Annotated in this window: 18 protein-coding genes; 13 read left to right on the top strand and 5 right to left on the bottom strand. The window is 68.2% G+C overall.

The genetic code is table 11. The annotated features are described in order from the left end of the window. Window positions 1–49: 49 nt before the first annotated feature. Entirely contained in the window at window positions 50–670 is a 621-nt protein-coding gene (locus ACW11F_RS11390) for a DUF2239 family protein (protein ID WP_456997035.1), read from the bottom strand. Continuing rightward, window positions 670–1,290, bottom strand: coding sequence for a GTP cyclohydrolase I FolE (gene folE, locus ACW11F_RS11385; protein WP_456997034.1), 621 nt, complete (start codon window positions 1,288–1,290; stop codon window positions 670–672). Before folE ends, ACW11F_RS11390 begins: the two co-directional genes overlap by 1 nt. A 173-nt stretch (window positions 1,291–1,463) precedes the next feature. Between folE and ACW11F_RS11380 the strand changes: the two genes are divergently transcribed. The 6 genes from ACW11F_RS11380 to ACW11F_RS11355 all read left to right on the top strand — a co-directional run bounded on the left by ACW11F_RS11380 (window position 1,464) and on the right by ACW11F_RS11355 (window position 5,712). Beyond that, window positions 1,464–2,249 carry an ABC transporter ATP-binding protein gene (locus ACW11F_RS11380; RefSeq protein ID WP_456997103.1) on the top strand — a complete coding sequence of 262 codons (786 nt, stop codon included), beginning with the start codon at window positions 1,464–1,466 and terminating at the stop codon, window positions 2,247–2,249. Next, window positions 2,246–2,998 carry an MlaE family lipid ABC transporter permease subunit gene (locus ACW11F_RS11375; RefSeq protein WP_456997033.1) on the top strand — a complete coding sequence of 251 codons (753 nt, stop codon included), beginning with the start codon at window positions 2,246–2,248 and terminating at the stop codon, window positions 2,996–2,998. The genes ACW11F_RS11380 and ACW11F_RS11375 overlap by 4 nt, the downstream gene beginning before the upstream one ends. Before the next feature lie 82 nt (window positions 2,999–3,080). Further along, window positions 3,081–3,611, top strand: a complete 531-nt coding sequence (gene mlaD, locus ACW11F_RS11370) for an outer membrane lipid asymmetry maintenance protein MlaD (protein ID WP_456997032.1) — start codon at window positions 3,081–3,083, stop codon at window positions 3,609–3,611. Then, entirely contained in the window at window positions 3,608–4,261 is a 654-nt protein-coding gene (locus tag ACW11F_RS11365; protein WP_456997031.1) for an MlaC/ttg2D family ABC transporter substrate-binding protein, read from the top strand. Before mlaD ends, ACW11F_RS11365 begins: the two co-directional genes overlap by 4 nt. Beyond that, the gene (locus ACW11F_RS11360) at window positions 4,248–4,550 is read left to right on the top strand and encodes an STAS domain-containing protein (RefSeq protein ID WP_456997030.1); all 303 of its coding nucleotides are present in this window, start codon (window positions 4,248–4,250) and stop codon (window positions 4,548–4,550) included. The genes ACW11F_RS11365 and ACW11F_RS11360 overlap by 14 nt, the downstream gene beginning before the upstream one ends. 46 nt (window positions 4,551–4,596) lie before the next feature. After that, window positions 4,597–5,712 carry an MlaA family lipoprotein gene (locus ACW11F_RS11355; RefSeq protein WP_456997029.1) on the top strand — a complete coding sequence of 372 codons (1,116 nt, stop codon included), beginning with the start codon at window positions 4,597–4,599 and terminating at the stop codon, window positions 5,710–5,712. Between the two features lie 16 nt (window positions 5,713–5,728). On the opposite strand, the gene rmuC is transcribed toward ACW11F_RS11355, so the two are convergent. The 3 genes from rmuC to ACW11F_RS11340 form a co-directional block, all read right to left on the bottom strand. Beyond that, window positions 5,729–7,240, bottom strand: a complete 1,512-nt coding sequence (gene rmuC / locus ACW11F_RS11350; RefSeq protein WP_456997028.1) for a DNA recombination protein RmuC — start codon at window positions 7,238–7,240, stop codon at window positions 5,729–5,731. 39 nt (window positions 7,241–7,279) lie between these two features. Beyond that, window positions 7,280–7,990: a VIT1/CCC1 transporter family protein gene (locus tag ACW11F_RS11345; protein ID WP_456997027.1), complete on the bottom strand. Its 711-nt coding sequence runs from the start codon at window positions 7,988–7,990 to the stop codon at window positions 7,280–7,282. Window positions 7,991–8,092: 102 nt separating this feature from the next. Then, window positions 8,093–9,274: a class I SAM-dependent rRNA methyltransferase gene (locus ACW11F_RS11340; RefSeq protein ID WP_456997026.1), complete on the bottom strand. Its 1,182-nt coding sequence runs from the start codon at window positions 9,272–9,274 to the stop codon at window positions 8,093–8,095. Window positions 9,275–9,350: 76 nt separating this feature from the next. On the opposite strand from ACW11F_RS11340, the gene ACW11F_RS11335 reads away from it, so the two are divergent. From ACW11F_RS11335 to ACW11F_RS11305, 7 genes are all read left to right on the top strand, one after another. Next, window positions 9,351–10,145 (top strand): rhomboid family intramembrane serine protease, encoded by a 795-nt coding sequence (locus ACW11F_RS11335; RefSeq protein WP_456997025.1) that lies wholly within the window; start codon window positions 9,351–9,353, stop codon window positions 10,143–10,145. A 69-nt stretch (window positions 10,146–10,214) separates the two neighbouring features. Continuing rightward, complete coding sequence (locus ACW11F_RS11330; RefSeq protein ID WP_456997024.1) at window positions 10,215–11,252, top strand: patatin-like phospholipase family protein; 1,038 nt, start codon at window positions 10,215–10,217, stop codon at window positions 11,250–11,252. After that, on the top strand, window positions 11,237–11,614 hold the full coding sequence (locus tag ACW11F_RS11325) for a hypothetical protein (RefSeq protein ID WP_456997023.1): 378 nt from the start codon (window positions 11,237–11,239) through the stop codon (window positions 11,612–11,614). The genes ACW11F_RS11330 and ACW11F_RS11325 overlap by 16 nt, the downstream gene beginning before the upstream one ends. 220 nt (window positions 11,615–11,834) lie before the next feature. Continuing rightward, a complete protein-coding gene (locus ACW11F_RS11320; protein WP_456997022.1) occupies window positions 11,835–12,455 on the top strand; it encodes an outer membrane beta-barrel protein in 621 nt (206 codons plus the stop codon). A 126-nt stretch (window positions 12,456–12,581) separates the two neighbouring features. Beyond that, a complete protein-coding gene (phhA, locus tag ACW11F_RS11315) occupies window positions 12,582–13,472 on the top strand; it encodes a phenylalanine 4-monooxygenase (RefSeq protein WP_456997021.1) in 891 nt (296 codons plus the stop codon). 322 nt (window positions 13,473–13,794) lie between these two features. After that, a complete protein-coding gene (locus ACW11F_RS11310; protein ID WP_456997019.1) occupies window positions 13,795–15,405 on the top strand; it encodes a DUF389 domain-containing protein in 1,611 nt (536 codons plus the stop codon). Between the two features lie 63 nt (window positions 15,406–15,468). Next, entirely contained in the window at window positions 15,469–16,497 is a 1,029-nt protein-coding gene (locus ACW11F_RS11305; RefSeq protein ID WP_456997018.1) for a class 1 fructose-bisphosphatase, read from the top strand. Window positions 16,498–16,518 lie beyond the last annotated feature (21 nt).

Raw genomic sequence — 16,518 nt, 5'->3', positions numbered from 1 at the left:
CGGCATCGGCATCGGCACCGGCTGGGCGGAAGGGAAGGAGTCGCCGGGCTCAGTGCGGCCAGGCGTCGGCGGCGAGCATCGCCGCATGTTCGCGCAAATCGTCCGGCCAGGCTGCGGTTTCCGCATCGAAACGATGCGCATCTCCGGCGAACAGGGCGCGCGCGGCGTCCTCGAAGCCGGGCTGCGCGGACGCCATCGCGTGAATGAAACGCCACGCGCGCTGCCGCGCGGCCTGCGCCGGGCCGGTGTGCTCCACGCTTTCGCCGGTCGCCGCGTCCAGCAGGCTGCGCAGCGCCAGCGACGCCCCGCCCGGCTGCGCGTTCAACCACTGCCAATGCCGTGGCAGCAAGGTCACTTCGCGCGCCACCACGCCCAGTCGCGGCCGTCCGCGGCCGCGTGGCCGGGGCTTCGCCCGCGTGTCGTCGAGTGGCACCTGCCCGCGATTGAGCAGGCGCACCACCTGCGCCGCGCCGCCACGCAGATCGAGCTCCAGCTCGCGGCCCTCCAGGTCATCGAAAATCCGCAGCCGGGCGCCGGGTTCGGCTTCCAGCGCATGCGCCGCATGCAAGGCGACATGGCGCAGTTCACCGGCGGCGATGCGCCGCTCGCCAAGGAAAGCCGTGCAGCGGGTATCCGGGCTCACCGGCCCCGCGAGCCCGAAGGCAGCCATCAGACGCCGCGACGTCCGGGCTCGATGAAGCGCAGGAACTCCTGGCGCGTGCGCGCATCGTCGCGGAAGCTGCCGAGCATGCTGGAGGTGACCATGCTCACTCCGCGCTTGTGCACGCCGCGGGTGGTCATGCATTCGTGGGCGCCCTCGATCACCACGCCCACGCCCAGCGGATCGAGCACGCGTTGGATGCAATCGGCGATCTGCGCGGTCATCTTCTCCTGCACCTGGAAGCGGCGCGCATAGGCTTCGACCACCCGCGCCAGCTTGCTGATGCCGACCACCCGCCCACGCGGGATGTAGCCGACATGCGCCTTGCCGATGATCGGCGCCATGTGGTGCTCGCAATGGCTTTCGTATTCGATGTCGCGCAGCACGATCATCTCGTCGTAACCGGCCACCTCCTCGAAGGTGCGGCGCAGGTAGGCATCCGGGTCGATGGCGTAGCCGCTGAACCAGTCGCCATAGGCCTTGACCACCCGCTTGGGCGTGTCCAGCAGGCCTTCGCGCGCCGGATCCTCGCCGGCCCAGCGCAGCAGGGTGCGTACCGCCGCTTCGGCTTCGTCGCGATGCACGCCGTGCTGGACGTCGTCGGTGTCACGGGAAGGATCGTCGCTCATGGAGTCGGACCTGGCAGGAAAGCACTCCATGGTAGCGTGCGTGGCACACCACCAGACCCGTATCGCGCGCCGGGGCCACGATCGCAGGCCCGTCGCTGCCCTCCATTCAGGTGCGATGTCGCATCATCATGGGCTTGCCGTGCCGAAGGCACGCCCTGATGCACACCACTGCCTTGGATGCCTCCCCCGCCCCCGCCGTTCAACTGGACGACGTGCACCTGGTGCGCGGCACACGCAGCATCCTGCGCGACATCCGCCTGGGTGTGCCGCGCGGCAGCATCACCACCATCCTCGGCCCTTCCGGCAGCGGCAAATCCACCCTGCTCTCGGCACTGACCGGCGAACTGGTGCCGGCCGCCGGCGAGGTGCGCCTGTTCGGCGCGCCCTTGCCATCGCGCCACCGCGAATTGCTGGAGCTGCGCAAGCGCCTGGGCGTGTTGCTGCAGGGCAACGGCCTGCTCAGCGACCTCACCGCCGCCGAAAACGTGGCCCTGCCGCTGACCACGCATACCGACCTGCCGCCGCCGGTGATCGAACAACTGGTGCGGATGAAGCTGCATGCGGTCGGCTTGCGCGCCGCCGCCGACCTGTATCCGCGCGAGCTCTCCGGCGGCATGGCGCGGCGCGTGGCACTGGCACGTGCGCTGGCGCTGGATCCGCCGTTGATGCTGTACGACGAGCCGCTGACCGGCCTCGACCCGATCGGCGCGGCGATGATCGTCAGCCTGATCGAGCGTCTCAACCGCACTCTGGGCCTGACCAGCATCCTGGTCAGCCACCACATTCGCGAAACCCTGCCGATCTGCGACCAGGTGGTGGTGATCGCCAACGGTGGCATCGTGTTCGACGGCAGCCCGGCCGAACTCGATGCCAGCGACGACCCGCTGCTGCGCCAGTTCATGGATGGCAAGGCCGAGGGCCCGATCGCCCTGGACAGCGTGGAGCGCAGCGCCGCATGACCCCGCTCGCCTCCATCGTGCGCGCCATCGGCCAGGCCGGCCTGTTCGCCCTTGCCGTATTGCGCGCCTCGCGCCCCACTGGCGACCTGTTCGCCGAGCTGATCCGCGAGATCTACAAGATCGGCGCGCGCTCGCTGCCGATCATCGCCGTCGGCGGCGCCTTCGTCGGCCTGTCGGTGATCCTGCTCGGCTACCGCGCGCTGGACACCTACGGCGCCAGCGACCAGGTCAGCGTGATGCTCGGCCTCGGCCTGTACCGCGAGCTGGCCCCGGTGCTGACCGCGCTGCTGTTCATCGGCCGCGCCGGCTCCTCGATCGCCGCCGAACTGGCGCTGATGCGCGCCACCGACCAGATCACCGCGCTGGGGCTGATGGCGATCGACCCGCTGGCCAAGGTGGTCGCGCCGCGCTTCTGGGCAGCGGTGATCTGCGTGCCGCTGCTGACCGGCTTCTTCATCAGCTTCGCCATCCTCGCCGGCTGGTTCGAGGCGGTGCGGGTGATCGGCCTGGACGATGGCACCTTCTGGCAGGCGATGAAGGACGCGGTGGACTTCCGCGAGGACTTCCTCGGCGCCTTCGTTAAGGCCGGCGTGTTCGGCGCCATCTCGGCGCTGGTCGCGGCCTGGGTCGGCTTCCATTCCGAGCCCACCATCGAGGGCACCTCGGTGGCGACCACGCGCGCGGTGGTCAACGCCTCGCTGCTGGTGTTGATGTTCAACTTCGTGCTGTCGGCGTTGATGTTCCGATGAACACCCGGATCCGCCCGTCACGCATGTGTCATCGGTCGGCCCGCGCCCGCGGCACCGGTGCCCGTTTCCACAAGGAGTTCCCATGAGTATCCGTGGCCCGCGTCTCGAATTCGCCGTCGGTACCTTCCTGCTGCTCGCCCTGGCCACCCTGCTGGTGCTGGCGCTGGCCTCGACCAGTGGCCGCTTCAGTCTGGGTGGTGGCGGCAGCTATCCGCTCAAGGCGCGCTTCACCAGCATCGGCCAGCTGCGCACCTCCGGCCCGGTGAAAATCGGCGGGGTGACGGTCGGCAGTGTGGCCAACATTCAGCTTGACCCGGTTAAATACGAATCCATCGTCACCCTGTCGATCGACAACCGCTACAAGGATCTGCCCGCCGACACCAGCGCCGGCATTTTCACCAGCGGCCTGCTGGGCGAAGCCTACATCGGCCTGCAACCCGGCGGCGATCCGGAAACCCTGCAACCGGGCGAGGAGATCGTCTTCACCCAGCCCGCCGTCGACCTGCTGCAGCTGGCCGGCAAGTACATGTTCGGCCCCGGCCCGTCGTCCGACGCCGGCGACGGCGGCAACGAACCCGACTACATCGAGATCGAGGCAGAACCCACCCCATGAAGCACATCCACGTCCTCCCCCTCGCCATCGCCGCCGCGCTTGCGTTCGGCGCCCCCGTGTCCGCCAACGCACAGGCCGCCGCCAGCAGCCAGACGGCGGCCGCCACCCCGAGCAAGCTGGTGCTCGACAACAGCACGCGCGTGCTGGGCGTGCTGGAAAGCCGCCGTGCCGAGTTCACCCGCGACCGCAAGGCGCTGCACGCCTTCGTCAACAGCGAGTTCAACCAGATGTTCGACCGCGACTATGCGGCGCGTCTGGTGCTGGGTCGGCATGCGCGCGGCGCCAACGATGCCGACGTCAAGCTGTTCGCCGATGCGCTGGCCGACAACCTGATGTCGCGCTATGGCTCCTCGCTGCTCGACTTCAATACCCGTCTGCGGGTGCGCATCAAGTCGGAAACCGCGCTGCCGGGCAACCGTGGCGTGCGCGTGTCCAGCGAGCTGCTGCGCTCCGGCGGCGAGCCGATCCCGGTGGACTACCTGATGCGCCGCGTCGGTGGCCAGTGGAAGGTGTTCGACGTGATGGTCGAAGGCGTGTCCTTCGTGCAGACCTTCCGCAACCAGTTCGACTCGCCGCTTTCGCAGCGCGGCATCCGCGCCGTGGCCGGCGAATTGCGCACCGGCCGGATGCAGGCCGATGCCGGCAACTGATGCGCGCGGCGCCAGCGTCAGCCGCGATGCGGCGACGCTGGTGTTCCATGGCCACCTGACCCGGCCCGCCGTGGCCGCGATCTGGCGCCAGGCACAGCCGCTGCTTGCCGGCATCGAGCGCTTTGCACTCGGCGCACTCGAGGAGATCGACAGTGCCGGCCTGGCCTTGCTGGCGACGCTCGCCGGCAAGCTTGACGGTCGGCCGCTGATCGAGGGCGAGCCGCCGGGCTATGCCGAATTGCGCACCGCCTACCGCCTCGACCCGACCCTGGCCTGGGTCACCCGCTGACCTTTCCTTCCGCCGCGCGATCCGCGCACCGTCCACCGGCTCCCCGATGAAGCTCCCGCGCCGCCTGCTGCCCTCGCTTGCCCTTGCGTTGCTGCTTTCGGCCTGTGCCGGGCCGGCGCCGCGTGCGCCGCAATCCCCGCCGCCGGTGGTCGACCACGCCGTCGACATCGATACCGACACGGGCGCGGTACAGCCAATCGAAGCGCAGGAGGGCTCCGCGGGCGACATGGCGCCCGCGGCCTCGACGCTCGTCGTGACGGCGATCGAAGACAGCCCGTCCACGGACACCGACGCCGCGACGGCCAGCCACCCACCGCCGGCCGCGGACGGCAGCCAGACCGATCCGGCGGATGCGCAGCGCACCGAAGCCGAGGACGATTTCATCCTGCTGTATGGCCAGGCCGAGTACGACCCGCTGGCCGATCCCACCCTGCCGGCGGCGGTGCAACTGCCGGCCAGCTACGACCCGTGGGAGCCGATGAACCGCCGCGTGCATGCCTTCAACAACGGCCTGGATCGCATCGTGTTGCGCCCTGTCGCGCGCGCCTACATGGCGGTGGTGCCGCGCCCGCTGCGCCTTGGCGTGAGCAACTTCTTCAACAACCTCGGCCAGCCGGTCAGTGCGCTCAATGCCCTGCTGCAGGGCCGACCGAAGGATGCCGCGATCGCCCTGCTGCGCTTTTCGGTCAATACCACGCTCGGCATCGGCGGCCTGTTCGACCCCGCCAGCCGCATGAAGATTCCGTACCGCGACGAGGACTTCGGCCAGACCCTGGCGGTATGGGGCTGGCGCCAGTCGCGTTACCTCGAATTGCCGCTGTTCGGCCCGCGCACCCTGCGCGACGTGTTCGGCATGGCCGGCGATGCGCCGCTTTCACCCCTGCCGCACGTCAAGGACAACGCCCAACGCGCCGCGCTGCAGACGCTGCAGGTGGTGGACATCCGCACGCGCCTGTTCTCGGTGGATGCGATGCGCGAGGGCGCCGTGGACGAATACGCCCTGTACCGCGATGCCTGGCTGCAGCGCAGGAACTACCAGATCATGAGCGGCCTGCGCAGCCAGCAGACACAGGCGGACGAAGGCCTGCCCGACTACCTGCAGGAAGAAGAAGAAAACCCGAGCATGCCGGTGGACGTGATTCCGATCCCGATTCCCAACTGAGCGCGCCGGACGCGTTTCAGGCGTCCTCGTCGGGCAGTTCCTCGCCCGGATCCTGCAACAGTTTCGCGTTCTCGCCTTCCAGCGGCAGCGCTTCCACCCCACGCAACTGGCGCTCGATGGCACGGGTGCGCACGCCGGCAGCCTGGATCGAGTTCTGCACCGTGCCCAGCTGGTTGGTGGCGCGCTCGAGCACTCCGGCGAACTTGCCGAACTCGGTCTTGACCACGCCCAACAGCTGCCACACCTCGCTGCTGCGCTTCTCGATGGCCAGGGTGCGAAAGCCCATCTGCAATGAATTGAGCAGGGCCAGCAGCGTGGTCGGGCCGACCAGGGTCACCCGGTAATCGCGCTGCAATGCCTCGAACAGGCCGGGTCGGCGGATCACTTCCGCGTACAGGCCTTCGGTGGGCAGGAACAGCAGCGCGAAATCGGTGGTCTGCGGCGGCGAGAGGTATTTCTCGCGGATGCGCTTGGCCTCGATGCGCACCTGCCGTTCCAGTGCGGTGCCGGCTGCGGCCACCGCCTCGCCGTCGGCACGATCGACCGCATCGAGCAGGCGTTCGTAATCCTCGCGCGGGAACTTGGCATCGATCGGCAGCCATACCGGCGAATCGTCATCCGCACCGGGCAGGCGCACCGCGTACTCGACCCGCTCCGCCGAACCGGGCACGGTGGCGACGTTGCTCGCGTATTGCCCGGCCACCAGCACCTGTTCCAGCAAGGCCGCCAACTGCACTTCACCGAACGTGCCGCGGGTCTTCACATTGGTCAGCACCCGTTGCAGGCTGCCCACGTCGGCGGCCAGTTGCTGCATCTCGCCGAGGCCGCGCTGCAGCGCCTCCAGCCGCTCCGACACCAGGCGGAAGGATTCGCCGAGCCGGGTTTCCAGCGTCGATTGCAGTTTTTCATCAACGGTCGCCCGCATCTGCTCGAGCTTCTGCGCATTGTCGTCCTGCAGCGCCTTCAGTTGCGACTCCACCTGCGCACGCAACTCGCCGATGCTGCGCGCGTTGCGCTCGGTCAGCTCGCGCATGCGCTGGCCGATCGACTCGGCTAGCCGCTGCTGTGCCTCGGCGCCCTCGCTGCGCATCTTGCGCGCGTCCTCGCCGATGGCGATGCGGAACTCGTCCAGCCGTGCATCGGTGCGCGTGGTCAGCGCATCCACGCGGTCGCCCAGCGCCTTGTTGTGCCGCGCCTGCAACTCGCCGGATTCGCTGCGTGCCTGGCGCGCCTCCGCGCCCAGCGTTTCACGCAGGCGCCCGATCTGCTCGCCGGTATGCGCATCGAACTCGGCCAGCCGCTGCGCGAACTGCTCGATCCGCGTCGCCTGCGCCTGCTCCATCGCCGCGATCAGCTCGCGCAGCTCGCTGCGCCCATCGCGCTGCTCGTCGCGCAGGCTCGCCTCCAGCCGCTCGCGCATCTGCGCCAGCGCCGCATCCGGCCGGCGCAGCAGCAACACCAGCAACAGCACGATGGCCAGCGCCACCGCGACCACGAGAATCAGCAACAGGACGGACGAATCAGGCATCCGTCCAGTGTAGCGATGCCAGTCTCAGGGGTTGCGACCTCAGGCGACGGTCGCGCCGAACAGCTTGCCGATCGCGGCGGTGGCGGCCATCGCCAAGGCGCCCCAGAACAGCACCCGCGCGGCGCCCCTGGTCATCGACGCACCGCCAAGCCAGCCGGCGAGCGCGCCAAGCAATGCCAGCAACAACAGGGTGCTCACGGTGATGGCCATGCCCAGCCCGGTGCCGCGCCACAGCCAAGCCAGCAGCAGCGGCGGCAATGCGCCCACTGCGAATGCGGCAGCCGATGACAGGGCGGCCTGCACCGGGCGCGCAGCAAGCTGTTCGCTGATGCCCAACTCGTCGCGCAGATGAGCGTCCAGCGCATCATGCGCGGTCAGTGCCTTGGCCACTTCGGCGGCCAACGGTGCGGGCAGGCCGCGCTGCATGTAGATATGGGTCAGCTCGACCAGTTCGGCTTCGGGATTGCGCGCCAGCTCCTCGCGCTCGCGGGTGATGTCGGCCTGCTCGGTATCAGCCTGCGAGCTGACCGAAACATATTCGCCGGCGGCCATCGACAACGCACCGGCGCTGAGCGCGGCCACGCCGGTCATCAGGATGGCCTGTGGCGAGGCTGCGGCGGCGGCGACGCCAACCAGCAGCGAACTGGTCGAGATCAGGCCGTCGTTGGCGCCCAGCACGGCAGCGCGCAGCCAGCCGATGTGTTCGGTGCGATGCCGCTCGTGATGCGGGGTGGCGATGGGTGCGGTCATGCGGCCTCCTGCCCGGTCGGGCCGGCTCAGTCTGGCCGGCTCAATCTGGTCGGTGCAAGTGCGTCGGCGCGCGCCCTCCGCTCAGGCCGGCATGCTGCCTGCTCAATCCAGCACCCGGCAGAACGCGGCTTTCAGGTAACGGCTCTCCGGCACCTGCGCCAGCCACGGGTGGTCGGGACCGGCGCCGGCCACTTTCAGCACCTGCACGCTGCGCCCGGCATAGAACGCGGCGCGGCGCAGCATGTCGAGGAACTGCTCCTCGCTGACCAGGCCGGTGCAACTGAAGGTGGCAAACAACCCACCGGGCTTGACCACCGCCAGCGCAGCCTTGTTCATGTCGAGGTATTTCTTCAGCGCCGGAATCACCTGGCTGCGGTCGCGGGTCATCTTGGCCGGATCCAGCACCACCACGTCGAAGCGCTCGCCATTGGCATCGGCATCGCGCAGCCACGGGAAGATGTCGGCCTGCACGAAGCGCGGCATGGCCTTGCCGTGCAGGCCGTTGAGCCGCGCATTGCCGCGCGCGATTTCCAGCACCGCCGGGTCGATGTCGATGCCGATGACTTCGCGCGCACCGTTGACCGCAGCGTAGATGCCGAAGCCGCCGGTGTTGCAGCACAGGTCGAGCACGCGCTGGTCGCGGCAATGTGCGGCCAGCCAGTGGCGGTTCTCGCGCTGGTCGGCGAAGAAGCCGGTCTTGTGCGCATCGGCCGGGTCGGCGCGGAAGCGCACGCCGTGTTCCTCGATCACCGCCGGTTCGGTGCCGAGGGTGGCGCGCCAGTCGAAGCTCTCCTGCTTCTGCACGTGTTCGTCGGCAAAGCTGTGGAAGCGGCAGCCGGGAAACTCGCGGCGCAGCGCTTCGAAGATGATGTCGCGATGCCGCCAGGCACCGGCGCTGAAAAAGCCGACCACCAGCAGGTCATCGTAACGATCCACCACCAGCCCGCTGATGCCATCGCCTTCGCTGTGGAACACGCGCCAGGCATTGCCGACCTCGTCCAGCTTCAGCACCTCACGGCGCAGACTCACCGCTTCGCCGATCCTGCGCGCGAACCAGTCCGCATCCACCGTCGCCTGCGGATCGGTTTCGAGGATGCGCAAGGCGATGCGTGAGTGGCCGTTGTAGAAGCCGGTGCCGATGAATTCGCCGTCCACGCCGCGCACTTCGACCAGGCTGCCGGGACGCGGCCGCTGCGCGGGCTTTTCCACCAGCCGCTGGAAGATCCACGGATGGGTGGATTTCCACGCGTTCTTCAGCCGCACCACGGGCAGGGATTCGCTCATTCCTGCATTTTACAGGCGGCCCCGCGGCGCACGCCCAGTGCTTGCATTCCGCGTGCGGCGACGCCACTACTGCTGCATGGACCTGCCGCAGATCGAACTCCCCGACAGCCCGGCACAGCGCGCCGCCGACCGCCGGCGCCTGCTGCGCGCGTTCAACATCAGCCTGGCGACGGTCTTGCTGCTGACGATGGTGTTCTTCGCGCAGGGCCACTTCGATGTGCGCATCTTCGCCGTCGGCCCACGCAGTCTCGGCGGCCTGACCGGGTTGTTGAGCGCACCACTGCTGCATGGCGACCTCGCCCACCTGGCGATGAACAGCATCGCGATCCTGATGCTCGGCACCCTTGCCGGCAGCGTGTATCCGCGCGCCACCGCGCGTGCGCTGCCGTTGATCTGGCTCGGCTCGGGTCTTGTCGCATGGCTGCTCGGCGGACCCGGCGAGCACCACCTCGGCGCCAGCGGGGTGACCCATGGGCTGGGCTTTCTGGTGTTCGGCCTCGGCTTGTTGCGGCGTGACCGCGCCGCGGTCGCCGCCGGCATGCTCGCCTTCCTGTTCTATGGCGGCATGCTGCTGTCGATCCTGCCGCAGGAGCCGGGCGTGAGCTGGCAGTCGCATCTCGGCGGCGCACTGTTCGGGATGCTCGCCGCCTGGCTGTGGCGCCATGCCGACCCGCCATTGCCGCGCCGCCGCTACAGCTGGGAAATCGAGGAAGAAGAGGAAGCCCGGCGCGCCGCCGAGGCCGAGGCGCTGGAACCGCCGCGTCCGGGCGAGGTGCCGGTGATCTGGCAGCGCCAGGGCACGGCGCCCGAAGATGAGCGCGACAACGTGCTGCCATTCCGGCCTCGCAATGGCGGGCCATCCGCATCGTGAGCCGCAACGCGGCATGAATGGCGGCCGCCACCGCGTGCACGCACATCTTCGCTTGGCCACAATGCAGGAATGAAACCGGCTGTCTCCCATCCGCGTGTCGCTCCGCTCATCGCGCTGGCCTGCGCGCTGTTGCTGGCCGCCTGTGGCGGTGGCGAGGCCGTGAAGCCAGCTGATCCGGCACCGGTGGTCACGCCTCCCGCGCCGCCACCGCCTCCGGTCAAGGTCGGACTTGCGCTGGGCGGCGGCGCGGCCAAGGGCTTCGCCCACATCGGCGTGATCAAAATGCTGGAAGCCAACGGCATCCACGCCGACGTCATCGCCGGCACCAGCGCCGGCAGCGTGGTCGGCGCACTGTATGCCGGCGGCATGACGCCCTACCAGTTGCAGGAACATGCCTTCGCACTGGACGAAAGGGCGATCCGCGATGTCAGCCTCTTTTCCGGCGGCATGCTCAAGGGCGAGAAGCTGCAGGACTACGTCAACCAGCTGCTCGGCAACCGCCCGATGCAGCAACTGGACAAGCCCTTCGCCGCGGTCGCCACCGACCTGGACAGCGGCGCGCGCACGGTGTTCGCACGCGGCAATACCGGCCAGGCGGTGCGCGCCTCGTGCAGCATTCCCGGCGTGTTCCAGCCGGCGCCGATCGCCGGCAAGCGCTATGTCGATGGTGGTGTGGTCAGCCCGGTGCCGGTGGATGCCGCGCGCGGCCTGGGCGCGGACATCGTGATCGCGGTGGACATCTCCAGCAAGGCGCAGGGCAACCGTCCGGGCAGCATGCTCGGCATCGTCAACCAGTCGATCACCATCATGGGCCAGCGCCTGGGCGAACAGGAGCTGGCGCGCGCCGACATCGTGTTGCGCCCGCGCGTGGGCCAGATCGGCGCCGCCGACTTCGACCAGAAGAACGTCGCGATCATGGAAGGCGAGCGCGCCGCGCAGGCGGCAATGCCGCAAATCCGGCAGGCCATCGCCACGCTGCAGCGTCAGCGCGCGGCGGCGGCACGACCGGCACCAGTCACCGCGCCCAGCCAACCCGCCTGTGAACCGGGCACGCTCGACCGCCTCGGTCGCCTGATCGGACGCAGCGGAAAATGCAGGAACGACTGACCCCCGTCGCCGGCCGCTTGCGCATGGTGGGCCTCGTCCTGGCCCTGGGCAGCGTGCTGCCGGCGGGATGCGTGACCACACCCACGGCACCGCCACACGCCGATGCCCGGGGCGAGCTGCGCTTTTCCGGCATCGTCGAGGCGCGGCGTGACGACTGTTTCTTCGACGGCATCTGCAGCGTGCACGTGGCCGGGATCGAAGTCATCACCATGAGCGGCCAGCGCATGCCGATCCCGGTCTGGGGCGAATCGCGCGGGCAGCCGGAACTTGGCAGCCGGGTCGAAGTGCATTGCCGGCAGACCGCGCCCGGCCACTGCACGCTGGAAGGCTCACGCGACTTCCATCTGCGCGTGCTGCCCTGATCGCAGCCACGAACGGCGCAGGCAGCGCCCCATTCAGGTTTCACGAACAAGCTGAACAAAGGCTGGCTTTCGCCTGATCCGAAGCCATCCATACAGGTGGCGTGAAGCTTGTTTAACCCGCCATTTACACGAATGCCTGATTCGTTCCTTCTTCCTCGCCACTGCGGCAGGATGCGCTCACCGCTCCAGTCCCCGGAGCGTTCACTCGATGGATTCCCCGATGAAACTTCACAACAAGAAACTGACCCTCGCCTTGGCCACCACCGCACTCGTGGCCGCCACCGCTTCCACCGGCGCCTTCGCGCAGAGCACCGGCCAGATCTTCGTGCGCGGCGAAATGGGCCGCACCCACCTCAGCAACCGCGATGACAGCGGCAAGCTGAAGGACAATTCCGTCGTCCTGCGCGGCGGCTACATGTTCACCCCGAACGTCGGCATCGAGGGTTTCTACGGCCGCTACTACGGCAAGACCCACCGTGTCGGCGTGTTCGACAATGACAACTCGATCGACGGCTTCGGCGTCGGCGCGGTCGGCAAGGTACGCTTCGGCGACCAGGCCGCCGATACCGGCTGGTTCGGCTCGGGCCGCGTCGGCGTGATGCGCTCCAGCTACGACGCCACCGTGACCGGTACGGTCGATGGCGTGGACGTGCGCAACTCGCGTACCACCCACAGCACCCAGCCCTATGTCGGCGTGGGCGTGGGCTACGACTTCACCCCGAACATGGGCGTGAGCGTCAATTACGACTACTTCCGCGGCGACGTGCGCGTCCCGACCACCTCGGAGAAGCTGCGCTACAACGCGCGCACTCTGGCGGCCGGGTTCGAATACCGCTTCTGATCGCCACTGCGACAGCCCCCGGAAATGGCCGCCATGCGCGGCCATTTCCTTGCGCGCCATTCATGCTGCAGGCGGACCCAACGGCCGTTTGACGGCACGCCGTCGGCACGGGCTTAGAATCGGGGCATGAACAGCACGCCGCGCCGGATCGAAAACATCCACACCGACAAGGGCAAAGTGCCGGTCTATGCCACCGGTGTGGTCGAACAGCCCTGGGACAGCTACAGCGAGAAAGACCACGGGGTCTGGGCCGCGCTGTACCGCCGTCAACGCGAACTGCTGGTCGGGCGCGCCTGTGACGAGTTCCTCGCCGCGCAGGACGCGATGGGCATGACCGAGGACCTGATCCCGAAGTTTGCCGAGCTGAACAAGGTGCTGGGCGAGGCCACCGGCTGGCAGATCATCGGCGTCGAGGGCCTGCTGCCGGAACTGGACTTCTTCGATCATCTGGCCAACCGCCGCTTCCCGGTGACTTGGTGGATTCGCCGTCCCGACCAGCTCGACTACATCGAGGAGCCGGACCTGTTCCACGACCTGTTCGGCCATGTCCCGCTGCTGATGCTGCCGGCATTCGCCGATTACATGGCCGCCTACGGCCGCGGCGGCGTCAAGGCCCACGGCATCGACCCCGAAGCGCTGGTGCAGCTGACCCGGCTGTACTGGTACACGGTCGAGTTCGGCCTGATCCGGCAGAAAGACGGCCTGCGCATCTACGGCAGCGGCATCGTCTCCTCCAAGGGCGAATCGATCTATTCGCTGGAATCGGATGCCCCCAACCGCATCGCCTTCGACCTCGAGCGGATCATGCGCACCCGCTACCGCATCGACAGCTACCAGAAGACCTACTTCGTCATCGACAGCTTCGAACAGCTGATGGACGCCACCCGCCCCGACTTCACCCCGATCTACCAGCGTGTCGCCAGCCAGGAAGCCATCCCCGCCGGCGAGGTGCTCGACGGCGACGACGTGATCCACCGCGGCAGCGGCGAAGGCTGGCCGGAGGATGCGGATGTGTGAGGGCGAGGAGTGAGTGCAGAGGAGTGAGAAGTGAGAGGGGAGCGGCTCCGCCGCTATCACTCCTCTTTTCCATCAGTCGATTACAGACGTTCATCCGTCACGGCGAGACCGACGCGTCTTGAATCGGCACTCCGTCACAAGCCTTTGTTTTTCTCTTAACAGCGCACCGTTTACAGAGTCAGTGAACGGATTTCCGATGTGATTTTCCGGAGCTTCGCTCCATCTTCAGCCGCGAAGTCCGCAAGCACCGGCAAGCCAAACCGCTTTCTCTCACTCCTCTGCACTCACTTCTCGCTCCCCGCTTTCACGCCAGAATCGCCGCATGAACAGCAGCATCCTGCAGGACATTCCGACGCCGCGCGTGCTGTGGCGGTGGTTGCGTCAGTGGCGCAAGCTCAACCTGGTCGATCCGACCGACCGGGTGGCGGTGCTTTCGCACGTGGACGAGGCCGGGGCGCTGGGACCGCGCTATGTGTTCATGACGCTGATGTCGGTCGGCATCGCCATGCTCGGGCTGTTGCAGAACTCGGCGGCGGTGATCATCGGCGCGATGCTGATCGCGCCGTTGATGGGGCCGATCATCGAGCTGGGCATGGGGCTTGCGACCTTCGATTTCCGTTCGATCCGCTCGGCGCTGAAGACGTTGGCGGTCGGGGTCGCGTTCGCGCTGGCGATGGCGATGCTGATCGTGTGGCTCTCGCCCTTGAAGCAAGCCACCCAGGAAATCCTCAGCCGCACCGAGCCGACCTTCTTCGACCTCTTGGTGGCGATCTTCTCGGGCTTGGCCGGTGCCTACGCCACCATCACCCGCCGCGGCGAGGCGATCGTCGGGGTGGCCATCGCCACTGCGCTGATGCCGCCGCTGGCAGTGGTCGCCTACGGGCTGGTGCTGATGAACTGGAGCATCGCCGGCGGCGCGGCGTTGTTGCTGATGACCAACCTGCTGGCGATCGCGCTGTCGGTGACAGTGGTGGCGCGGCTGTACGGCTTCGGCGGCTCGGACACGCCCAAGCAGACCGCGTGGCAGGCGGCGCTGATCGTCGGCACCTTCGTGCTGCTGTCGATCCCGCTGGGACTGTCCCTGCATCGCATCGCCGAGCGCACCCAGGCCGAGATCAGCATCCGCAGCCTGCTGGATGCGGAGGCGGCGGCGATCAACGGCCGCATCTCGGCGCTGCGCGTGGAAACCAGTGGCGAGGCACTGCGCGTGGACGCGGTGTTGATGACCCCGCGCCATGTCGAGGGCATGGAAGACGCGCTGGCCGCGCGCATCGGCGAGCAGCTGGGCCGGCCGATCGACCTGCAGTTGCGTGAAGTACTGACCGCCGACGATGCCGACATCGCCCGCCAGCAGGCCACGCTGTCGGAACTGAGTCAGTCCATCGCCAAGCTGCAGCAGGCCGAAAGCAGTCGCAGCCAGGCGCGGCAGGCGGCGCAGGAAGCACAGGACATCGTGGTGCGCGCGCTGGCGGCACGCATCGGCACGGTGGAACAGGTGCCGGGCGAAATGAGCATGACCCTGCGACTGAATGCGGGCAGCGGCTTCTCCCTGACCACCGCGCAGGCACTGGAACGGCAACTGGCAATGGCACTGAGCGAGCGCGAGGCCGCGATCCGCGTGGTGCCACCATTGCAAAGCCTGCCGCCGCTGGCCTGGAACCTGGATCCGCGCGGCCGCCTGGAGCAGGCCAGCGCGCAGGCGCTGGATACCCAGTTGTGGGCGCTGCGCCGCTGGCAGGTGGCCGGGATCGAAGTGATCGGCTTCGCCCGCGAGGCGGACACCGCGCGGCAGCGAGCCGCCGACGTGGCCGAATTGGCGCGCAACCAGGGCATCACGGTGCTGCGCAGCGAGGAGGCGGATGCCGAAGACCGCCGCCTGGCAGGACCGGCGGCGGACAATGCGGTGTGGCTGCGCCTGCCCGGAGGCGAGTGAGCCCGAAAGGCAATCGGCGCGCGAGTGGGCGACAATATCGCACCCGTTCGATGGAGTTCCGCCATGCCGCATGCCGACAGCCCGGTATCCCTCACCCGTTTCCTGATCGAGGAGGAGCGCGCCGGCCACGTCAACGCCGAATTGCGCCTGCTGATCGAAGTCGTCGCCCGCGCCTGCAAGCGGATTTCGGTGGAAGTGGCCAAGGGTGCGCTGGGCGGGGTGCTGGGCGATGCCGGCACCGGCAACATCCAGGGCGAGGCACAGAAGAAACTCGACGTGATCGCCAACGACGTGCTGCTCGATGCCAATGCCTGGGGCGGGCATCTGGCCGGGCTGGCCTCGGAGGAAATGGACCACAGCCAGCGCATCCCCGATGCCTACCCGCGCGGCAATTACCTGCTGCTGTTCGATCCGCTGGACGGCTCCTCCAACATCGATGTCAACGTCTCGGTCGGCACCATCTTCTCGGTGCTGCGCTGCCCGGAAGGCGTCACCGAGCCGGATGACGAGCACTTCCTGCAGCCGGGCACCGCACAGGTCGCCGCCGGCTATACCGTGTACGGGCCGAGCACCCTGCTGGTTCTGACCGTCGGTCATGGCACCCACGCCTTCACCCTGGACCGCGAGATCGGCAGCTTCATGCTGACCAGCCGCGACATGCGCATCCCCGAGGACACCCGCGAATACGCGATCAATGCCAGCAACCAGCGCCACTGGGAGGCCCCGGTGCAGCGCTACGTCGCCGACCTGCTGGCCGGCAAGGAAGGCCCGCGCGGCAAGGATTTCAACATGCGCTGGGTCGCCAGCATGGTCGCCGACGTGCACCGCATCATGACCCGCGGCGGCATCTTCACCTATCCGCTGGATGCCAAGTGCGCGGCCAAGGGCGGCAAGCTGCGGCTGATGTACGAGGCCAACCCGATGGCCCTGCTGGTCGAGCAGGCCGGTGGCGCCGCCAGCACCGGCCGCCAACGCATGCTCGAAGTGCAACCCACCGCCCTGCACCAGCGCGTCCCGGTGTTCCTCGGCTCGAAGAACGAGGTCGAAGCCGCGGTCCGCTATCACCACGAGCACGACCAGCTGCCGAAGTGAACCCCGCCGCCACAGTGCGGC

The sequence above is a fragment of the Luteimonas sp. e5 genome, from assembly GCF_054031035.1.
Note: the sequence above shows the minus strand (reverse complement) of the source record. Positions and strands in the feature narration are given on the sequence as shown.

Coding starts and splice junctions, on each gene's coding strand:
- ACW11F_RS11320 (WP_456997022.1), top strand. CDS start 11,835: ATGAAACTTCACAACAAGAAACTGACCCTCGCCTTGGCCACCACCGCA.
- ACW11F_RS11340 (WP_456997026.1), bottom strand. CDS start 9,274: ATGAGCGAATCCCTGCCCGTGGTGCGGCTGAAGAACGCGTGGAAATCC.
- ACW11F_RS11345 (WP_456997027.1), bottom strand. CDS start 7,990: ATGACCGCACCCATCGCCACCCCGCATCACGAGCGGCATCGCACCGAA.
- ACW11F_RS11355 (WP_456997029.1), top strand. CDS start 4,597: ATGAAGCTCCCGCGCCGCCTGCTGCCCTCGCTTGCCCTTGCGTTGCTG.
- ACW11F_RS11390 (WP_456997035.1), bottom strand. CDS start 670: ATGGCTGCCTTCGGGCTCGCGGGGCCGGTGAGCCCGGATACCCGCTGC.
- ACW11F_RS11325 (WP_456997023.1), top strand. CDS start 11,237: ATGCAGGAACGACTGACCCCCGTCGCCGGCCGCTTGCGCATGGTGGGC.
- ACW11F_RS11330 (WP_456997024.1), top strand. CDS start 10,215: ATGAAACCGGCTGTCTCCCATCCGCGTGTCGCTCCGCTCATCGCGCTG.
- mlaD (WP_456997032.1), top strand. CDS start 3,081: ATGAGTATCCGTGGCCCGCGTCTCGAATTCGCCGTCGGTACCTTCCTG.
- ACW11F_RS11310 (WP_456997019.1), top strand. CDS start 13,795: ATGAACAGCAGCATCCTGCAGGACATTCCGACGCCGCGCGTGCTGTGG.
- ACW11F_RS11305 (WP_456997018.1), top strand. CDS start 15,469: ATGCCGCATGCCGACAGCCCGGTATCCCTCACCCGTTTCCTGATCGAG.
- rmuC (WP_456997028.1), bottom strand. CDS start 7,240: ATGCCTGATTCGTCCGTCCTGTTGCTGATTCTCGTGGTCGCGGTGGCG.
- folE (WP_456997034.1), bottom strand. CDS start 1,290: ATGAGCGACGATCCTTCCCGTGACACCGACGACGTCCAGCACGGCGTG.
- phhA (WP_456997021.1), top strand. CDS start 12,582: ATGAACAGCACGCCGCGCCGGATCGAAAACATCCACACCGACAAGGGC.
- ACW11F_RS11375 (WP_456997033.1), top strand. CDS start 2,246: ATGACCCCGCTCGCCTCCATCGTGCGCGCCATCGGCCAGGCCGGCCTG.
- ACW11F_RS11335 (WP_456997025.1), top strand. CDS start 9,351: ATGGACCTGCCGCAGATCGAACTCCCCGACAGCCCGGCACAGCGCGCC.
- ACW11F_RS11360 (WP_456997030.1), top strand. CDS start 4,248: ATGCCGGCAACTGATGCGCGCGGCGCCAGCGTCAGCCGCGATGCGGCG.
- ACW11F_RS11365 (WP_456997031.1), top strand. CDS start 3,608: ATGAAGCACATCCACGTCCTCCCCCTCGCCATCGCCGCCGCGCTTGCG.